Origin of the sequence: Flavobacterium sp. ASV13, from assembly GCF_000745775.1 — a bacterium.
Lineage (GTDB): Bacteria > Bacteroidota > Bacteroidia > Flavobacteriales > Flavobacteriaceae > Flavobacterium.
In genome coordinates this window covers 354091-374674 of sequence record NZ_JQJY01000009.1, presented here as the reverse complement: position 1 = coordinate 374674, position 20584 = coordinate 354091, and the positions used below count along the sequence as shown (strand labels likewise).

Genomic DNA, 20584 nt, shown 5'->3' with positions numbered 1-20584 from the left:
AAATGACAACTAATAAATCCACATCATTGTTTGAAAGTAAACAGGTAAAAGAAGCCTTAGCGCAGTCTTTTGTGAAGCTTAATCCAAAAATGATGATCAAAAATCCGGTAATGTTTACCGTAGAAATTGGAACAGCCATTATGTTTGCTGTCTGCATTTCAATATTAATGGGTGCAAATGACCAAGGTAGTTTTACTTATAACCTAATTGTGTTTTTAATTTTACTGGCAACACTTTTATTTGCGAATTTCGCCGAAGCCATTGCCGAAGCAAGAGGAAAAGCACAAGCCGACAGTTTACGAAAAACACGTGAAGAAACTCCGGCTAAACAAATTATGCCAAACGGAGAAATAAAAAATATTAGTTCTTCGGCATTGAAAAAAGACGATATTTTCGTTTGCGAAGCCGGCGATTTAATTGCTGCTGACGGAGAAATTATCGAAGGTCTGGCTACAATCGACGAAAGTGCCATTACCGGAGAAAGTGCTCCTGTAATCCGAGAAGCTGGCGGAGATAAATCTTCGGTTACCGGAGGAACAAAAGTATTATCTGATAAAATCAAAGTAAAAGTAACTTCTGAACCTGGCGAAAGCTTTTTAGATAAAATGATTGCTTTAGTTGAAGGTGCGAGCCGTCAGAAAACACCAAACGAAATTGCCTTAACCATTTTATTAGCCGCATTTACTTTGATCTTCGTGATTGTGTGCGTTACGCTAAAACCGTTTGCCGACTATGCCAACGCACCCATCACGATTGCGGCTTTCATTGCTTTGTTCGTTTGTTTGATACCAACTACAATTGGGGGTTTACTTTCTGCGATTGGTATTGCGGGAATGGACAGAGCTTTACGAGCTAACGTAATTACAAAATCGGGTAAAGCGGTTGAAACTGCTGGAGATATTGACGTATTGCTTTTGGATAAAACTGGAACCATTACCATTGGAAACAGAAAAGCAACCAATTTTTATCCTACAAAAGGAATTTCTTTTGATGATTTCGTGAAATCGGCTGTTTTGAGTTCGCTTGCAGATGATACTCCTGAAGGAAAGAGTATTTTGGAGTTGAGTGAAATGATAGATGTAAAAAATGAAACGAAAGCAAGTTTCTTAAAGACTACTTCTGATATTTCACACACTATCAAATTTACTGCCGAAACCAGAACTTCTGGAGTCGTATTAAAAGACGGAACTAACATTCGTAAAGGCGCACAAGATGCTGCAAAAAACATTGCACAACAAGCCGGAAATTCTTTCCCTGAAGATACTGCCCAACAAGTTATTACCATTTCGTCTAACGGAGGAACTCCATTAGTAGTAATCAAAAACAATGAAGTTCAAGGTGTTATCGAACTTCAAGATATTATCAAAACCGGAATGAAAGAACGTTTTGAGCGCTTGCGCAGAATGGGAATCAAAACGGTTATGGTTACTGGAGACAATCCTTTAACAGCGAAATTTATTGCCGAAGCAGCTGGTGTTGATGATTTTATTGCCGAAGCTAAACCTGAGGATAAAATGAATTATATCCGAAAAGAGCAAGCTGAAGGAAGATTGGTTGCCATGATGGGTGACGGAACAAATGATGCTCCTGCTCTTGCCCAAGCAAATGTTGGAGTTGCTATGAACAGCGGAACTCAAGCGGCAAAAGAAGCAGGAAACATGGTCGATCTTGACAATGACCCAACGAAACTGATCGAAATTGTTGAAATTGGAAAACAGCTTTTAATGACTCGAGGTACTTTAACTACTTTTTCTATTGCAAATGACGTTGCGAAATATTTTGCTATTGTTCCTGCTCTTTTTATTACTGCGATTCCTGCGCTTCAAGGTTTGAATATCATGCATTTGCATAGTCCCGAAAGTGCCATTTTATCAGCTGTAATTTTCAATGCGATTATCATTCCGATATTGATTCCGCTTGCGCTGAAAGGGGTTGATTATCGCCCAATTGGAGCAAGTGCCATCTTAAAAAGAAATCTTTTGATTTATGGTCTTGGTGGTCTGATTGTCCCTTTTATCGGAATTAAAGTTATTGATTTGCTAGTAGCATTATTTATGTAAGATGCTAAGGCGCTAAGTTGCTAAGATTCTAAGTTTTTTTCTTAGAATCTTTAAAACTTATTTATCACAATTAAAAAACTTAGAAACTTAGAGACTTAGTCTCTTAGAAACTTTAAAGAAATGAAAAATCTATTTTCTATAATAAAACTTACTGTGGCTACTTTAATCTTGTTCGCAGTTATTTATCCTTTAGCGATTTACGGAATCGCACAAATTGCTCCAAATCAAGGAAAAGGAGAAACTATTTCCGTTAACGGAAAAGTGGTTGGTTACCAAAAAATTGGTCAGAAATTCGATAAGTCGAATTATTTCTGGGGAAGACCTTCGGCTGTTGATTATAACGCAGCGGGAAGTGCCGGAAGCAACAAAGGTCCAAGCAATCCTGATTATTTGGCTTTGGTTCAAAAAAGAATTGATACGCTTTTATTGGTTCATCCTTATTTAAAAAAATCTGATATTCCATCTGATATGGTTACGGCTTCAGGAAGTGGTTTAGATCCGAATATTTCTCCGCAAGGCGCTTTGATTCAGGTGAAACGAATTGCTAAAGAAAGAAAACTGGATGAAACTAAAGTAAAAGCTTTGGTGGAATCTAAAATTAATACCGCTGTTGTTGGACCTGAAACGGTTAATGTTTTGGAATTGAATGTGGCGCTGGATGCGCTACGCTAAGACGCTAAGGTTCTAAGATACTGAGATTCTAAGTTTATCTCCTGCAAGGTTTTCAAAACCTTGTAGGTATGAAAAATCTGCATCAACTATTATCATGAAGTAACCGCAAAGTTTGTCATTACAAGGAACGAGGAATCTCCGCGAGTAGCTCGACAAAGATTGGCGAATTTCTATACGGAGTTTCTTGTGGAGATTGCTTCGCCAGTTCGCTATCGCTCGTGTCCTCGTTCCTCGGAATGACAAACAAAGCGCAAAAATTAAATACCTACAAGGTTTTGGAAACCTTGCAGGAAACAAAAACGCCTTTTTACCCCAAATGCCCTAGCCCCGATAGAAGTGGAAATCCTTTTCCTGGTCTCGTTTAAAAAAACGAGACCAGGAAAAGATTGAAACGGATAGCGGGATTAGCTCCTAAAAAATCTACTAATAAATAATAGAATACCACAAAAATGAAAAAAATAATACTTACTGCTTTAATCGCTTTCGGTTATAGCAATTTACAAGCACAAGAAGAATCTAAAAGTCCATTGACATTTTCAGGATATGTTGACGCTTATTATAGTTATGATTTCGGGAAACCTGAAAATCATACTCGGCCAAACTTTTTTTACAGTTATAATAAAAGCAACGAGGTAAACCTGAATTTGGGAATGGCAAAAGTGAATTATTCAAAGGAAAATATTCGAGGAAATTTTGCTTTGATGGCCGGAACTTATGCCGAATATAATATGTCTGCCGAGCAAGGTTTATTGAAAAATGTTTACGAGGCGAATGTTGGTGTAAAGATTTCGAAAAGCCATAATTTATGGGTTGATGCGGGAATTATGCCTTCGCATATTGGTTTTGAAAGTGCAATTGGAAAAGACTGCCAGACTTTGACAAGAAGTATTCTGGCTGAGAATTCTCCTTATTATGAAACGGGAGTTAAAATTGGTTATACTTCTGAATCTGGAGAATGGTATTTAGCGGGTATGTACTTGAATGGCTGGCAGAGAATCGAGAAAGTCGAAGGTAATCAAACACCTGCTTTTGGAACTCAGATTACTTACAAACCTTCTGATCGGGTTGCTTTGAACTGGAGTACTTATGTTGGAAATGAACAGCCGGATATTGATAAAAAATGGCGTTATTTCAACAACTTTTACGGACAATTTAAGGTAACGGAAAAGACAAATATTACGGCTGGTTTTGATATTGGATCTCAGCAATCGGCTAAAGGAAGTGATAAATACGATACTTGGTTTTCGCCCGTTTTGATTCTGCAATACAAACCAGTTGACAAGATTCAGCTTGCAGTACGAGGTGAATATTATAGTGATGAAAAAGGTGTAATCATCGCAACTGAAACGCCAAACGGTTTTAAAACTTACGGATTTTCGGCTAACTTTGATTACTTAGTTACTGATAATGTTATGTTTAGAATTGAAGCGAGAAATCTTTCAAGTAAAGACGAAATCTTCACCAATAAAGATAATCTTCCAACGGATACGAATACGTTTGTAACGACTTCGCTGGCGATTTCTTTCTAAACATTAAAAGATTTTTTTACCATTAAGATATTAAGGAAATTAAGTTTTAGCACCTCTTTTAAATCTAGAATACAGAACATTAAGCTTAATGTTCTGTAGTCAAAGAAAAGCTTAACTTCCTTAATCTCTTAATGGTTAAACCAAAAAATATGGAAAACGAAAATAATAACGCACAGCACTTTCTCGATTTAATTCAGAAATCACGAAAGGGGAAGTTTAAAATCTACATTGGAATGAGCGCCGGTGTGGGCAAAACTTTTCGTATGCTTCAGGAAGCGCATTCGTTATTGAAAAACGGAATCGATGTAAAAATTGGCTACATCGAAACGCACATGCGAAAGGAAACGCATGAATTATTAGCAGGTTTGCCTATAATTCCGAGACGAACCATTTTTTATAAAGGAAAAGAATTGGAAGAACTCGACGTTCAGGCGATTATCAACCTTCGTCCAGAAGTAGTTATTGTAGATGAATTAGCGCACACGAACGTTGAAGGAAGCAAAAATGAAAAACGCTGGCAGGATGTTTTAGAAATTCTGGAAGCAGGGATTAATGTGATTTCGGCTGTCAATATTCAGCATATTGAGAGTTTAAATGAAGATGTAAAACGTATTACCAATATTGATGTTCAGGAACGTATTCCGGATAATGTTTTGCGATTGGCAGATGAAGTCGTGAATATCGACTTAACATCTGAAGATTTGATTGCACGTTTGAAAGAAGGAAAAATTTATACTCCGGATAAAATTCAGACGGCTTTAACGAACTTTTTTAAATCGGAACAGATTTTACAACTTCGGGAATTGGCTTTGAAAGAAGTAGCGAGTCAGGTCGTTCGAAAAGTTGAAAATGAAGTTCCGAATCTTCATGCTTTACGACATGAGAAACTTTTGGCCTGCATTAGCAGTAATGATAAAACGGCTAAAATTGTAATTAGAAAAACAGCAAGACTCTCTAGTTATTATAACGGATTGTGGTATGTTTTGTACGTGGAAACTCCGCAGGAAAGCAGTAATAAAATTGCTTTGGACAAACAAAGGCATTTAATTAATAACTTTAAACTCGCCGTACAATTGGGTGCAGAAGTTATTAAACTGGAAAACAGTAATATTGCCGATGCGATTTTGGCAACCGTAGAAGAAAAACAAATTACAACTGTGTGTATCGGAAAACCGCATTTGAATTTATTTAAAGTAATTTTGTCTACAACAATTTTCAGGCGTTTGCTAAACAAACTGTCTTTATCAAATGTTGATCTTGTTATTCTGTCGTAATATTTTCTAACCATTAAGATATTAAGTAAATAAAGACTATGCTTAATTTTCTCATTCAAAGTTTCATTAAGTAAAGCTTAATTTACTTAATATCTTAATGGTTCAAATAAAAAAAACTTGTTTTTAAATAAACGTCATGAGAATTAAAACCAAATTGAATCTGGGAGTTGGATTGTTATTTTTAATGATCATTATACTTTCGTTAGTGAGCGGTTATTCTGTTTTTTTGATAAAAGCAGATACCGAGAATATTCTGAAAGCGAATTATAATACGCTGGAATATTCGCGAAATATGATTTTGTCTTTGGATGAAATTAAAGCGAGTCCTGATAGTAAAATTCATGTTTTCAAGGAATATCTTGAAAAACAAATGCAAAATGTTACCGAACCCGGAGAAAAAGAAGCAACCGAAAACCTTGAAAAAAGTTTTACGCTTTTAGAACAAAACGGAGCAAACGAAACCATAAAAACAAAAATCAGACAGGATATTTTTGCTATTATGAAACTGAATCTGGATGCGATAAAACTGAAAAGCGATATAGCCAAACATACCGCCGAAAATGCTAATTTATGGATTGCCATTGTGGGAAGTTTATGCTTTTTGATTGCTTTTAATTTATTGGTTAATCTCCCAAATAATATTGCAAATCCAATTAAGGAATTAACGCTGAGTATTAAGGAAATTGCGAATAAAAATTATTCTGAAAGAGTACATTTTACGAGTCATAGCGAATTTGGCGATTTGGCCAAATCGTTTAATACGATGGCACAAAAACTTCAGGAATATAACGACAGTAATTTGTACAAACTCTTTTTTGAAAAGAAACGACTCGAAACTTTAATCAATAATATGAACGATCCTATTATTGGATTAGATCATGAAAATATTGTTTTGTTTGCCAATGATGAAGCGTTGAAAATTGTTGGTTTGAAACTGGAAGATGTTATTGGGAAATCGGCTTCTACTCTAGCGTTATCAAATGATTTGATTCGGTCTTTGATTTTGAAAGAGGATACAGATTCTCCTAAAAAACAACCGCTGAAAATTTATGCGCACGGAAAAGAAAGTTATTTCGAAAAAGAAATTCTAAATATTACCATAATTCCAACGGGAGAAGAAAAAGAAATCAATATTGGCGATGTTATTATTCTGCGAAATATTACGCTTTTTAAAGAACTGGATTTTGCCAAAACCAATTTTATTGCTACCGTTTCACACGAATTAAAAACACCAATTGCCTCGATAAAATTAAGCCTGAAATTGCTTGAAAATGAAAAAACAGGCGACATGAACGAAGATCAAAAACAATTGGTCGAAAGTATAAAAGATGACAGCCAGCGCTTATTAAAAATTACTGGCGAATTGCTCAATTTATCACAATTGGAAACGGGAAATATTCAGCTGAATATCGAAAAGAGCAATCCGCATGAAATTGTAAATTATGCTGTTGAAGCGGTAAAAGTTCAGGCGGAACAAAAACAAATTAAATTAGTAATTGATGCCGATGAAAATCTTCAAGACGTAAAAGCCGACAGCGAAAAAACAGGCTGGGTTTTGATTAATTATTTGTCAAATGCGATTCGATATTCTTCTGAAAAAAGCACGATTAATATCAAACTTAAAAAAGAACTAAATCAAATTGTATTTCAGGTGATCGATACCGGAAAAGGAATTGACACAAGATATAAAGACAAAGTTTTTGACAAATATTTTCAGGTTCCTGGAAGTCAGAAATCCGGAACGGGATTGGGATTAGCTATTAGTAAAGAATTTATTGAAGCTCAAAATGGAAATGTTGGTGTTGAGAGTAATTTGGGATTGGGGAGCACGTTTTGGTTTTCACTGAAAGTGTAAAAAAGAGCCAAAGGCTCGATCCATATTGTAGAGCCGGATTTCAATCCGGTTGACAAAGAAATTCCACAATGCAAAACAATTATAGGCTATATCATATTATTAAACTGAATTGAAATCCGGCCCTACAATATGGATCGTCCCTACGGGACTTTCTTGTAATTTATATTTTTTTCTACCAATATTTAACTCCTAAAGGAGTATCTCGTAGAGATTATATATTGGTAGAAAAATTTCTGCACACATATATTTATCCCGTAGGGATTACACAATATATTCTGTTTTACCTATAATAATTTAGCTAATCTTAATTCAACTACCTCATTTAAAACCAACAAATTAATATTCACTTAAGGTTCAATTAAGAGAAAAATAGTTGGCAAAAACCTTCGTTAATATTGCAAAATATAACGACAACGAAAGATGTTTTACAAAGCCATTTCCCTGGTATTTCTATTTGGATTATTTTCTGCGAATGCACAGCAAAATGATTCGATCACAAAAATTGACAGCACTTCTAATCATTTAAAATTCAATTACAAGCAATTAATTATTCCGAGTGTATTAATTGGTTATGGCGTAATTGGTTTAGAAAGTGATCAGCTCCTAAGTTTCAATCATCAGATTAAGGATGAAGTTACCGAGGATATTGACGAAAAAATTACGATTGATGACTTCTCGCAATATGCACCTGCAGCGTCAGTTTATGCTCTGAATGCTTTTGGTGTAAAGGGCAAAAATAATATGCGTGATCGTTCCGTAATATTTGTGACTTCTTATGTTATAATGGCTTCAGCTGTTTTAGGATTAAAATCGATTGTACATGAGGAAAGACCTGACGGAAGCTCAAATAATTCTTTTCCGTCCGGACATACTGCAACCGCTTTTGCCGGAGCCGAATTTTTATGGCAAGAATACAAAGACAAATCGATTTGGTACGGAATTGCCGGTTATGCCGTTGCCACCGGAACGGGATTATTTAGAATTTACAACAATCGCCATTGGTTAACCGATGTTGCGGCAGGAGCCGGAATCGGGATTTTGAGTACCAAAATCGCGTATTGGATGAATCCGTATATCACTAAAAAATTGTTTAAATCTTCATCTGAAAGTAAATCAACTTCTATGATTGCGCCTTTTTATAACGGACAGCAATATGGTTTGAGTTTTGTGAAGGTTTTTTAGATTTTTTTTCGCCACAAATTCACGAATTATTTTAATCAAAATTCGTGAATTCGTGGCGGAAAAAATTATGCGTTCGAAGTATTATTCTTAATCTCTCTAACTTCTCTTTTCAATTCTAAAAGCAAATCCTTCATTGCTCCGGTTTCCGATATTTCTTGTTTTTTATCTGAACGGCCGATATTACATTCGTATTCCCAAATTTCCAAAATATCAGAAGCTTTCACTTCATAATTTGGATAAAAACTATTGTCGGATTCTAAAACCAGAGCGTTCTTTTTGTTTTTATTGAGACGCTTATACACCATTCCTTCATTTTTGGTAATCAAAATATAGGTTTTTCCATCCATTACTTCTCCCAACTTTTCCACATAACGGCCAATAATAATAGAACCATCTTCGTGTGGAGGCATTGAATCACCTTCAACGGGAAATCCGCGGTGTTTTCCTGGTCCCAAAAAAGGAAGTGTAATCTGCTGTAAACTTTCAATATATTCCGGATCAGCATATCCATTTAGATAACCTGCTTTTGCTTTTTGAGATACAATTTCAATAAAATTTTCTCCAAAACTATCCACTTGGATTGGTAAAATAAGTCGATTGCCTTCCAGTTTTATCAAATTTTGCACATCGATTTTACGGATATCGACAGATAATATCAAGTCAATACTCATATGAAAATATAATGCAATCTTCTTTAAAATGTCATACGGTGCTTCCGAAGTTCCGTCTTCGTATTTCACGTATCTTCCTCTTGTAATACTTAGGTTTTCAGCTAATTTTTCTTGTGATATTTTATGCTTAACCCTTAGTGCTCTGATGTTGTCTGAAAATAAGGACATAATTAATTTGTTATAATTTGGAACAGCAAATATACGAAAAATTGTTATCACCTGTGCTAATTTTGTAATGTTCAAAAAAAACATTTTTCAGAAGTGATTATGAAATTGAGAGATATAAATACCACAAAATCAATAGAATTGTACATTCCGGATATAAAATCGGAAATAAAACTGCCTTTTTTTGACGTTGGTATCAGCGCAGGTTTTCCTTCGCCTGCTGATGATTTTATCGAATCATCAATTGACCTCAACAAAGAATTCATCAAACATAAATACACTACTTATTTTGCCAGAGTGAAAGGGCATTCTATGAAAAATGTCGGTATCAATGATGGTGACTTATTGATTATTGATAAAAGTCTGGAACCTCAAAATAACAAAATTGCCGTTTGCCAAATTGATGGAGAATTTACCGTAAAACGTATCAGAATAGAAAAAGACATTATCTGGCTTATTGCCGAAAATGAAGATTATCAGCCTATAAAAGTGACTCCGGAGAATAATTTTGTGATTTGGGGAATTGTAGTTCATTGTATTAAAACTTTTTAAAACAAATTTTGAATGTTTGCTTTAGTCGATTGTAACAATTTTTATGCTTCTTGCCAAAGAGTATTTGAACCGCATTTAAGAGGAAAACCTATTGTTATTCTCTCTAACAATGATGGCTGTGTTATTTCGCGTTCTGATGAAGCAAAGGTTTTGGGAATACCAATGGCAATTCCGGCTTTTAAGTATGAAGCTATTTTTAAAGAAAAAAACATTTTTGTTTATTCTTCTAATTATCCGCTGTATGGCGATATGAGTAATCGCGTAATGAATCTACTTCAAACTTATACTCCGGAAATCGAAATTTATAGTATTGATGAAGCTTTTCTGAAATTTTCGGGTTACGATTTATTTGATCTGAATACGCTGGGTTTAAAAATGCGAAAAGAAGTCACTCAAGGAACCGGAATTCCTGTAAGCGTAGGTTTTGCACCGACCAAAGCTTTAGCTAAAATGGCGAATAAAATTGCCCGAAAATTTGCAGATCGTACGCAAGGTGTTTATTGTATTGATTCTGAAGAAAAAAGAATTAAAGCATTAAAGTGGACAAAAATTGAAGATGTTTGGGGAATTGGAAGAAAACTCGCTAAACGACTGAAAGCAAAAAAAATCAACACAGCTTATGAATTTACGCAACTTCCGGATGCCTGGGTAAGAAAAGAAATGTCTGTAGTCGGGCTTCGTTTAAAACATGAATTAGAAGGGAAACCAACTTTGGATTTAGAAGAAGCCGCTGACCGAAAAATGATTGCCACTACGAGATCTTTCGAAAAAAGATATACTACTTATGAAGAAATTTCAGAACGAATCAGCACGTTTACAGCTTCTTGTGCTGAAAAATTAAGGCGTCAGAATTGTCATTGCAATATGGTAACGGTTTTTATCCAGACTAGTTTTATAAAGAATGAAGAATCACATTATTCACGAAGTATTACCATTACTACTGATTTTCCAACTAATTCAACAATAGAATTGAATGCAGCGGCTCAAAAAGGATTTAAAGCTATTTTTAAAAAAGGCTATCGTTATAAAAAAGCAGGTGTAATTGTAATGGGCTTAACGCCAAATAGCGAAACGCAGCTAAATTTATTCAACGCTTCAAACCCTAAACATCAGCCTTTAATGAGTGTGATTGATAAAATGAACCGGAATTATGGTAACAACAAAATTAAATTCGGAGTACAGTCTTTAGGAAGACAATGGAAAATGAAACAAAACAGATTATCACCAAAGTTTTCAACTCTGCTTAAAGATGTAATTACGGTGAAAGCTTAAGTTTTACAAAATTTGAAATAAACCCTTTTACATTATATAAAGATGAAAAATACGGAATATGCTATAGTCGATATCGAAACCACAGGCGGAAATGCCAGTGGAAGCCGTATTACAGAAATTGCCATTATTATTCATGATGGTACAAAAGTGTTGGATCGTTATGAAACTCTTGTAAATCCAGAACAGGATATTCCTATTTCTATTTTTGGATTAACAGGAATTAATAATGAAATGGTTGCTAATGCTCCTATTTTCGATGATATTTCAGAGAAGGTTTTAGAAATGCTGACCGACCGTGTTTTCGTAGCGCACAACGTCAACTTCGATTATTCGTTTGTACATCATCAATTGGAACAGTCAGGTTTTAAATGGTCGGCAAAAAAACTTTGTACGGTTCGTGCCGCCAGAAAAATCAAACCCGGATTAGGATCTTACAGTTTAGGAAATCTTTGTAATTCTTTAAATATATCTTTAGAAAACAGACACCGCGCCGGCGGAGATGCAGATGCAACCGCTGTGTTATTTTCACTTTTAATGGAATGGGACAATGAAGGAGAAATAGAAAAAATGATCAAAAAAACGGCGCAGGATCAGCGTTTACCTCCAAACCTTCCGCCAGATGATTTTAATAATTTACCTGAAAAACCAGGTGTCTATTATTTTTATAATCAGGCAAAAAAAGTGATTTATGTAGGTAAAGCCATCAATGTAAAGAAACGTGTGGCATCACACTTTAGTGGCAATAATATCAATCCTCAAAGACAGCATTTTCTGAGAGACATTCACAGCATTTCCTTTGAAATCTGTGCCACCGAATTAATGGCGCTTTTATTAGAATGTACCGAAATAAAACAGCTTTGGCCAGCCTACAATAGAGCATTAAAACGTTTTGAAGCAAGATTTGGTATTTATCAATATGAAGCAAGAAACGGATATAAATATTTGGCTGTTGGAAAACTAAGCAAATTTCAGACTTGTATTCATGAATTTAATAGTTTGTATAACGCTATAAATTTACTGAGAAGTCTGGCTGAACAATTTGAAATTGATCAAAGATTCTGCAAGTATTCTAGGCCTGAAGAAGCAGAGCTTCCTCAAAATAATGATGTAAAAAGCCTGCCTGATATTCTGCTTCACAACGAACAAGTTGACAATGCTATTGATTTTTTCTTAAATAACAGACCCACTTTTGCCATTATAGACAAAGGAAGATCTAAAGAGGAACGCAGCTGTATCTGGATTGAAAATGGCCATTTTCATGGAATGGGATATATTCCGAGAGATGTTGCCATTCATGATCCAGAAGATGTAAAAAGTTATGTTACGCTTTATAAAAGCAATCAATATATTGAGCAACTAATTTTTACTTATGCCGAAAAACATCCCGGAAAAGTATTCTTCAACAAACATTTTTTAAGTAAAGCTTCCTAAACCAAATAAAACATAAAATAGAGCTGTAAAGTTAAAATCTGAATTATGACACTATTTAGCGACACCGAATTATTTACTACAGGCAGCAGTGGTAAAATTGTATATGATTTGCCGGATTGCGAATTAATTTTGATCGATAATTTTTTTAGTAAAGAAGAATCTGATCGTTTTTATGAAAGAATACTTCGCAAAACCAAATGGCGAGAATACGAAATGGAAATGTTTGATAAAATCGTTACAGCCCCAAGAATGATTTCCTGGTATGAAGACAAAGACAATCCGGGCGCCGATCAAAAAGGCCCCGACTGGACTTACGATTTGCTGACTATCAGAGGCCGTGTTGAAAAAGAAACAGAACTAGATTTCAATAGCCTTCTTTTAAATTTATATCGCGACGGCAACGACAGCGTGGCGTGGCACAGCGACAAGGAACATAATACAGGGCCAAATCCTGTTATAGCATCGGTAACTTTTGGCGAAACCAGAATGTTCAGACTGCGTCATAAATTCCGAAAAGATATTGATCAGGTTGAGATTCCCTTACATCATGGCTCTTTTTTATTAATGGCAGGAACGACCAATAGTTTTTGGCAACATCAGGTTCCGAAAACCGCACGAAATGTTTTACCTAGGATCAATCTTACCTTTAGGAGAACCAATCGAAATCTTTGATTTTAATAGAATTGAATGTTCTTAAAAAGTTTTTTTAGTCAAAAAAACAGTAAGATATTCCTTCTTTAAAAAGTTAAAACACGCACTGTATGAACCTTTTATTAGGCAGACCCTTTCTTTTTTACTATTTTTGCAACCTTTTTCAAAATACAATACCATAATGGCTTATTCTAACAATGATTTATCGCGTTTCTTAGATGCGCAAAACAAACTTTATCTTACTGCTCTTTCTGAAATCAGCAAAGGGAAAAAAGAAACACACTGGATGTGGTTCATTTTTCCGCAAATAAAAGGTTTGGGCAAAAGCGATACAGCAAATCTTTATGCCATTAACGATTTAAAAGAAGCTTCTGATTATTTGGAACATCCTATTTTAGGAAAACATTTGATCGAAATTTCAGAACTTTTATTAAGTTTTAAAATGAAATCAGCTGATGGAATTTTTGGAGACTTAGATGCTCGTAAATTACGTTCGTCTATGACGCTTTTTTCTTTAGTTGAAAACACAAATCCTATATTTCAGGAAATTCTGGAAGCTTTCTTCTCAGGAGAATCTGATCCACTTACTTTGTCTATTATTAATTCAACAATAAAATCTTCTGCTGAACCTGTTGCGTTATAAAACGGTTTTCAGATTATTTGCATCAAAGAGACACTGCCTAACCGCAGTGTTTTTTTTTATTTTCACTCTTCTGTTTTGCAGGCAAATTTCATTTGTTGCAACAATTTTTTTTGCTTTTTCAAAAAACAATGAATTCCCAAATAAAGCTCAAAAAAGAACACTCTAATCACTTAAAACATTATTTTTCAAGGAATTAATCTTAACTTGCATATACAAACCACTTTATAACTTAAACCAAATCATGTCTGACAGAATTAAAACACTCCAAATTCTTCATCTTGCTATTTGTGCAGGAACAATTGTGGCTTATTATATTTTAGGTGATCTTTCAATTGAGAAATTACAAATTCCTGTTATTGATTCATCTTCTGCAATATATATCTTGATCCCTGTCTTAGCATTTGTTTTGAGCAGTTTTTTGTTCAAATATCAATTAAAACAAATTAATCCAAAATTAAAATTGGAAGAAAAATTTCCAATTTACCAAACTGCATCTATCTTGCGTTGGGCAGTTCTTGAAGGAGCAGCATTTCTTATCCTAATTTTAAATCCCGATTTTATTTTATTTGGAATCCTGATTTTAATTTATCTGATTTTTTTAAGACCAACCGCAGAAAGAATTGATAATGATTTATCGGATAGTAATAATTAAAAATAAAAAAGCGTCCTGTAATAAACAAGGCGCTTTTTTTTATAATCAAAGTTTCAAACTTGAAACAATTTTATTCTTCTTTTGGTTTTGTCAAATAGTAAACAGGAATTCCTGCCAACATTATTAAAACTCCCCATCCGCAAGTTGAAAATTTTGTAAATAATAAAGAAATACAAATTGCGGTTGCAACGATGATATATAACATTGGTAAAAATGGATATCCAAAAGCTTTATAAGGTCTTTCAACATCTGGCATTTTTTTTCTCAAAATAAAAATTCCGTAGATCGTTAGAATATAAAAAATCAAAACGATAATGATTACGAAGTCTAATAAATCCCCGTATTTTCCTGTCAAACATAAAGCCGAAGCCCAAATACATTGAGCCCACAAAGCCCACGCCGGAACACTTGATTCATTTAAAACTGCGGCTTTTTTAAAGAATAAACCATCATTTGCCATTGTATAATAAACTCTGGCTCCTGCCATAATTAATCCGTTATTGCAGGCAAAAGTCGAAATCATAATCATGATTGCAATAATTAGCGTTCCAATATCTCCAAAAATATATTGTGAAGCCACAACTGCAACTCTATCAGATTTTGCTGTCGCAATTTCCTGAAGTGGTACAACGGCCAAATACATCAAATTTGTCAAAACGTAAATTATTGTTACAATAAAAGTTCCTAAAAATAAACTTAAGCCTACATTTCGTTTTGGATTTTTAATTTCGCCGGCAATAAAAGTTACACCATTCCATGCATCGCTTGAAAATAATGAGCCAACCATTGCAGCTGAAATTCCTGTAATTAAAGCTGTTCCGCTAATTGGAAGCCATGATCCACTTTCTGCATTATAACTACGTGTTGTCCAGGCGTCAGCCCAGTTGGCATCCCAAATTGAAGCTTTTGCAGCCAATGTTAATCCAAAAACGATTAACCCCAGCAAAGATAAAATTTTGATTATAGTTAAAACAGTTTGCAGAATTTTACCGTTTTTCACACCACGACTATTAATGAAAGTCAGTACCACAATGGTAAAAATCGATACAAGCTGTGCGGCATTAAGTTTAAATGAACCTAATTCATATAAAATATTTTCATCGCTAAACGGCTCATAAAGATATGCCGCAAATTTTGAAAAAGCCACACCAACTGCAGCAATTGTCCCGGTTTGAATTACAGCAAAAAAGCTCCAGCCGTACAAAAAGGCAATCAATTTATTATAAGCTTCTTTTAAATATACGTATTGTCCTCCAGCTTTTGGGAACATCGCACTAAGTTCTCCATAACTTACAGCGGCAATAATGGTAATTAATCCTGAGATTAGCCAAATAAGCGTTAGCCAGCCGGCTGATCCAACTTGTCTGGCGATATCGGCACTTACAATAAATATCCCAGATCCAATCATAGAACCAACTACGAGCATGGTTCCGTCTAATAATCCGAGTTCTCTTTTAAAATGTTCCTGGTCTTGTTCGTTTTCTTGCATTTTTTTTGGTTTTGGGTTGGTTAAAGATATACTTTTTTCTGAAATCTAAAGATTTGAAATTCCAAAAGTGAAATATAAAATTGCAAATACAAAATAGTAAAGTCAAAATTTTATAGAAGTACGGTTTCACGTAAAATAATTATAGTCAACCTCTTTATATTTGAAAAAATAAAAACTGTAAATACTATTTTTACTGCGATAAACTATTCAGACATCATTTATGAAAAAAAAATTACTCTTAATTTTTCTAATCCTTTTTATTTCTCAAAATATAGAAGCACAAACATTAGATGCGACCTTGATAGAGCTTAATTTTCTAAGAGACAGTAATCCTAAAAACTTAACTAAAGCGAAGACTAAAATCTATTTTACAGCGAATGATGGAATCCACGGAACAGAGCTGTGGGTATACGATGACATCAGTAAAAAAACGACACTGGTAAAAGACATTTCACCAGGGGACCGTAGCAGCATAGATTACCCTAATTTTCTAGTTGTAGGTGATAATTTATATTTTATAGCTAAAGATGAAACTTTTAAGATTGGATTATGGAAAAGTGATGGAACTGAAGCAGGAACTTATTTGATCAAATACCTTAATGAATACAATACCTATTCTACCTACAATCTGTTAAATTATAATGGAAAAGTAGTCTTTTTTTCAAAAGAAGAGGATGATAAAAGCCAATCTTTTTGGATTACAGATGGAACCTCTCAAGGCACTTCTTTAATAAAGAGTTTCAGTAATACCTATTGGCAGACTATCGATAATATAAAAATTTTCAAAAACAGTATCATTTTTAGTGCTTCTGATACTACCAATGGGCAAGAAATCTGGATTAGTGATGGAACTCCTAATGGCACAAAAATTCTGAAAGATATTAATGCAGGATTAAGTTCAAGCAATCCATCGAATTTTTTTATATTAAATGATAATTTGTTTTTTTCGGCAAATAATGCTGAAAAAGGAAATGAGTTATGGAAAACCGATGGAACCGAAAATGGGACATTTCTATTGAAAGATATTGATCCAAGTCCGTATCGATCTGGAATACAATCCGTGAATAATTTCATTGTTTATAATAACGCTGCGTATTTCTATGCAAAAAGTAACAGTAACTCTCTTGAATTATGGAAAAGTGACGGAACTATTTCCGGGACAGAAATGGTAAAAGTTATTGCAACAGGTTCTAATATTAGTTATAAGCTGAATGGGAGCGTGTTAAACTCAGGACTTGTTTTTAGTAATTCTAACTATTTAACAGGAACAGAAATCTGGAAAAGCGATGGAACTTCCAATGGAACAAACCTAATCAAAACTAAACTTTCTGTCCCAAATGATTTCGCTGATAACCCTATTTTTGTCTCTTTTAACAATAAGCTTTATTTTTCTGGTGGAGATTCTACACAGGGTAACGAATTATGGGCAACGGATGGGACAACTGAAGGAACAAAATTAATCCAGGATATTTATCCAGGAGAATTGGGAAGCGGAATTATAAAATTAACTGCAACTTCAAAGTATTTATTTTTTGCAGCTCTTGACAATAAAAAACAGTATAGAACTTTATGGTTGAGCGACGGAATATCAAATGGGAAACTAATTAATGAAGACATCAACTTGTCACAATTTAGTAATACTGAATTACGTTTTGTTGAATTAAATAACAAAGTTTTCTTTGCAGGGGGTTACAATAGTGATAACGATGTCGAATTATGGAAAACAGATTTATCAACCGATATCACAAAAGTTGAAAAAGATATCAATCATACTCTGGGTGCTTTCAATAGTAATAGTGATTTTACAAATTTTAACGGTAAAATGATTTTTGCAGCTACTAATGGAAAAAGTGGCACAGAACCATTTATAACAGATGGTACGATCTCAGGAACGAAAATAATTAAAAATATAAATCCTGAGGATGATCGTGGTTCAATATATGGCGACTATGAATATAGACCTTTTTTTACAGTAGCAGAAAACAATGTTTTTTTTAGAGCTTCAGATGGCAAAAATGGCTATGAACTATTTAAAACTGATGGCACTGCAGAAAATACAGGAATGGTCAAAGATATTGCTCCCGGAAGTGGCAGTAGTATAGATGAATTTTCATTATTCATGTCTAATAAAAACATTTGTTATTTTAAAGCTAACGATCAGGTTCATGGTATGGAATTATGGAGAAGTGATGGAACAGAGGCAGGAACTTACATTCTGAAGGATATAAATCCAGGATCAGGCCATGGCGTTACTGACTCCAATATTTTTTATGATCATGACTATATAATTAATGAAAAACTATATGCAGTTCTTAATGGTAATTTATATTTTTCCGCCTTTGACGGAAATGAGAATTCTCTATGGAAAACCGATGGTACTTCAAATGGAACAACAAAGGCAATAACAATAACTCCTTCAGGAGTATATGATAGCAGACCTGCCATAATTAATGCAACAAATGATAAAATTTTCTTTAAAACAAACAGCAATAATTCAAGTTATGGCAATAATAGTTTATGGTCTACTGATGGAACCCAGACAGGCACAGTCTTCTTAGGTTTATGGGAAATTACTGGTGTAGGTCAATTCGAAAAAAACATTATCTATAATAACAAATTATACTTTACTACCTATAATGAAAATGGGTTGGCCCTAATGGTATCAGACGGAACATTTGCCGGGACAAAAATATTAACTAAAGATCATTTTACAGATTACCGCTCATTCGGTGCCTTAAAATCTTGTGGTAAATATGTTTACTTTACACTTGCAGATAGCAACGGATCTGGGATAGAACAGGAGCTTTGGAAAACAGATGGGACAAAAGAAGGAACAATTTTAGTTGAAAAAGCAGACATTGGTGTTGATTATATCCACAGCTGTACTTGTGTTCAGGATAATTTATTTTATCTAAAAAGATCAAGAAGTAAAATATGGTATGTTAATAATGACACTTCAACACCTGCCTACTATGATATAAAAATTACTAACGCCGAAAACTTTTTAGAAAATGAAGGAATAAGTAGACTAATAAGTTACGGTGATAATTTATTGTTTAATGCTTCTACTGGAATAAGTGGATATGAACTTTATTCTACAAAAATTGGAAAATCATTAGGCACTGGTGGTTTTGATAACAATTCTTCTTATAAGTCTATCACGCACTTAAACTTGTTTCCAAATCCTGCAGCCTCAAATGGTAAGCTATCAATTTCTTCAGACGATAATTCAACTGTAGAAAGTATTGAAATATATTCCATTTTAGGAACTAAAATCCAAAGTATAGCACCAAACATAGAAACACCATTATCGATAAATTTAAATTCTTTATCAAAAGGTCTTTATTTAATAAAGATAAAAACTGAACATTATACAGAAACTAAAAAACTAATTATCAATAAATAATAATAAGCTTTTTGTTCGTTATTAAAAAAGCTACAACTTTTTCGAGTTGTAGCTTTTTTATTTTTTCAAACTAAAAAAGCTCTCTTTACGTATTCCCGTAAGTTTATATTATTTCAACTATTTATATTTGAAAAACTATTCAAAAAAAAGAAGCAAAAACTCAATTGAAGAAAACAGAAAAAATAATCAACAAAATTGCGCAAGACAAACTCGAATTTAATGTTGGTTTAGCACTTTTATTGGAAAATAACTATAATTTTAAGGAGTTATTTACAACTCTGCATAATTACATTATCAATTCTATTCCTGACAAAATTGATTTTAATTCTGAGTCTTATCAAACGGCCTTAAACACTATTCCTTTAAAGCCTACATGCACGCCAGTAGCGATTTTAAAAAACTTTCCAACAAAAATTGCTTTTCAAAAATTAGTTTCACTTCCAGAGAATGAAAACGAAAAAATAATAACCTCCTTATTGTGGATTTTTAAAATAACAGATACTGAAAGACGAAACACCGAATGCAAAGAGGGTTGCACTCATTTTTGGCATCATCTTTTTTAAACTAAAATTTAAACGCTTTTTTTGTTTGAAATTCCCTTTCGCGTCTTTTCGTAACACAATACTGTTTCAACTATTTATATTTGAAAATCAATAAAATCAATCAACCAAAAACTAATTTATGGAAACCACTGTAATTGACAATCAAGAATTAATTAATCAGCACTATAATATAGCTGCGAATCTCATTTTAAATCAACGAAAATCAGGTTATGAAACTAAAAATATTCTAATTGAACAAGGATCAGATCCTGACGTTGCCGCTATGATTGTCGAAAAAATAGAAATGAAGATCAATGAAGCGCAACAAGAAGCAATTCATGCTCAGGCTAAAAAAGATATTCTGTATGGTGCTTTATGGTGCATTGGCGGAACCATATTAACATTGGCGCATATTGGTTTTATTTTCTGGGGCGCTATTGTATTTGGCGGTATTCAGTTTTTCAGAGGATTAATTAATTTAAATTCTTAAAACGATCTTTTTCAAAGTGTAAAAACATTTATTAACAAATACCAAAAA

At 33.9% G+C, this 20584-nt stretch carries 17 protein-coding genes; 15 read left to right on the top strand and 2 right to left on the bottom strand.

Going from position 1 to position 20584, the window contains the following annotated elements; translation table 11 throughout:
• The first annotated feature begins 2 nt into the window (after positions 1 to 2).
• The 6 genes from kdpB to GQ47_RS19695 all read left to right on the top strand — a co-directional run bounded on the left by kdpB (position 3) and on the right by GQ47_RS19695 (position 8572).
• Positions 3 to 2060 carry a potassium-transporting ATPase subunit KdpB gene (gene kdpB, locus GQ47_RS19720; protein WP_035652044.1) on the top strand — a complete coding sequence of 686 codons (2058 nt, stop codon included), beginning with the start codon at positions 3 to 5 and terminating at the stop codon, positions 2058 to 2060.
• A 120-nt stretch (positions 2061 to 2180) separates the two neighbouring features.
• A complete protein-coding gene (locus GQ47_RS19715; protein ID WP_035652042.1) occupies positions 2181 to 2732 on the top strand; it encodes a K(+)-transporting ATPase subunit C in 552 nt (183 codons plus the stop codon).
• Positions 2733 to 3181: 449 nt separating this feature from the next.
• Complete coding sequence (locus GQ47_RS19710; RefSeq protein ID WP_035652040.1) at positions 3182 to 4261, top strand: porin; 1080 nt, start codon at positions 3182 to 3184, stop codon at positions 4259 to 4261.
• A gap of 149 nt (positions 4262 to 4410) precedes the next feature.
• The gene (locus tag GQ47_RS19705) at positions 4411 to 5535 is read left to right on the top strand and encodes a histidine kinase (protein ID WP_035652123.1); all 1125 of its coding nucleotides are present in this window, start codon (positions 4411 to 4413) and stop codon (positions 5533 to 5535) included.
• 136 nt (positions 5536 to 5671) lie between these two features.
• Complete coding sequence (locus GQ47_RS19700) at positions 5672 to 7390, top strand: ATP-binding protein (RefSeq protein ID WP_035652039.1); 1719 nt, start codon at positions 5672 to 5674, stop codon at positions 7388 to 7390.
• A gap of 420 nt (positions 7391 to 7810) precedes the next feature.
• Entirely contained in the window at positions 7811 to 8572 is a 762-nt protein-coding gene (locus tag GQ47_RS19695) for a phosphatase PAP2 family protein (protein ID WP_035652037.1), read from the top strand.
• Between the two features lie 65 nt (positions 8573 to 8637).
• Here GQ47_RS19695 and GQ47_RS19690 read toward each other — a convergent pair whose 3' ends face one another.
• Positions 8638 to 9411: an XRE family transcriptional regulator gene (locus GQ47_RS19690; RefSeq protein ID WP_035652120.1), complete on the bottom strand. Its 774-nt coding sequence runs from the start codon at positions 9409 to 9411 to the stop codon at positions 8638 to 8640.
• 99 nt (positions 9412 to 9510) lie between these two features.
• Here GQ47_RS19690 and GQ47_RS19685 point away from each other — a divergent pair, with 99 nt between their 5' ends.
• From GQ47_RS19685 to GQ47_RS19660, 6 genes are all read left to right on the top strand, one after another.
• Positions 9511 to 9960, top strand: coding sequence for a LexA family protein (locus GQ47_RS19685; protein ID WP_035652035.1), 450 nt, complete (start codon positions 9511 to 9513; stop codon positions 9958 to 9960).
• A 12-nt stretch (positions 9961 to 9972) separates the two neighbouring features.
• Positions 9973 to 11232: a Y-family DNA polymerase gene (locus GQ47_RS19680; RefSeq protein ID WP_035652033.1), complete on the top strand. Its 1260-nt coding sequence runs from the start codon at positions 9973 to 9975 to the stop codon at positions 11230 to 11232.
• 42 nt (positions 11233 to 11274) lie between these two features.
• Positions 11275 to 12663 (top strand): exonuclease domain-containing protein, encoded by a 1389-nt coding sequence (locus GQ47_RS19675; protein WP_035652031.1) that lies wholly within the window; start codon positions 11275 to 11277, stop codon positions 12661 to 12663.
• A 45-nt stretch (positions 12664 to 12708) separates the two neighbouring features.
• Positions 12709 to 13335 (top strand): alpha-ketoglutarate-dependent dioxygenase AlkB family protein, encoded by a 627-nt coding sequence (locus GQ47_RS19670; RefSeq protein ID WP_035652029.1) that lies wholly within the window; start codon positions 12709 to 12711, stop codon positions 13333 to 13335.
• Between the two features lie 160 nt (positions 13336 to 13495).
• The gene (locus GQ47_RS19665; protein WP_035652027.1) at positions 13496 to 13957 is read left to right on the top strand and encodes a DUF1810 domain-containing protein; all 462 of its coding nucleotides are present in this window, start codon (positions 13496 to 13498) and stop codon (positions 13955 to 13957) included.
• 241 nt (positions 13958 to 14198) lie between these two features.
• The gene (locus GQ47_RS19660) at positions 14199 to 14609 is read left to right on the top strand and encodes a hypothetical protein (RefSeq protein WP_035652024.1); all 411 of its coding nucleotides are present in this window, start codon (positions 14199 to 14201) and stop codon (positions 14607 to 14609) included.
• 70 nt (positions 14610 to 14679) lie between these two features.
• Here the strand turns inward: GQ47_RS19660 and GQ47_RS19655 are convergent, their stop codons facing one another.
• Positions 14680 to 16098: an APC family permease gene (locus tag GQ47_RS19655; protein WP_035652021.1), complete on the bottom strand. Its 1419-nt coding sequence runs from the start codon at positions 16096 to 16098 to the stop codon at positions 14680 to 14682.
• Positions 16099 to 16318: 220 nt separating this feature from the next.
• Between GQ47_RS19655 and GQ47_RS22990 the strand changes: the two genes are divergently transcribed.
• The 3 genes from GQ47_RS22990 (at position 16319) to GQ47_RS19640 (ending at position 20536) form a co-directional block, all read left to right on the top strand.
• Positions 16319 to 19504 (top strand): T9SS type A sorting domain-containing protein, encoded by a 3186-nt coding sequence (locus GQ47_RS22990; RefSeq protein ID WP_051951665.1) that lies wholly within the window; start codon positions 16319 to 16321, stop codon positions 19502 to 19504.
• Positions 19505 to 19668: 164 nt separating this feature from the next.
• Positions 19669 to 20067 (top strand): DUF5958 family protein, encoded by a 399-nt coding sequence (locus GQ47_RS19645; protein ID WP_035652019.1) that lies wholly within the window; start codon positions 19669 to 19671, stop codon positions 20065 to 20067.
• Between the two features lie 118 nt (positions 20068 to 20185).
• Positions 20186 to 20536 (top strand): hypothetical protein, encoded by a 351-nt coding sequence (locus GQ47_RS19640; protein ID WP_035652016.1) that lies wholly within the window; start codon positions 20186 to 20188, stop codon positions 20534 to 20536.
• Positions 20537 to 20584 lie beyond the last annotated feature (48 nt).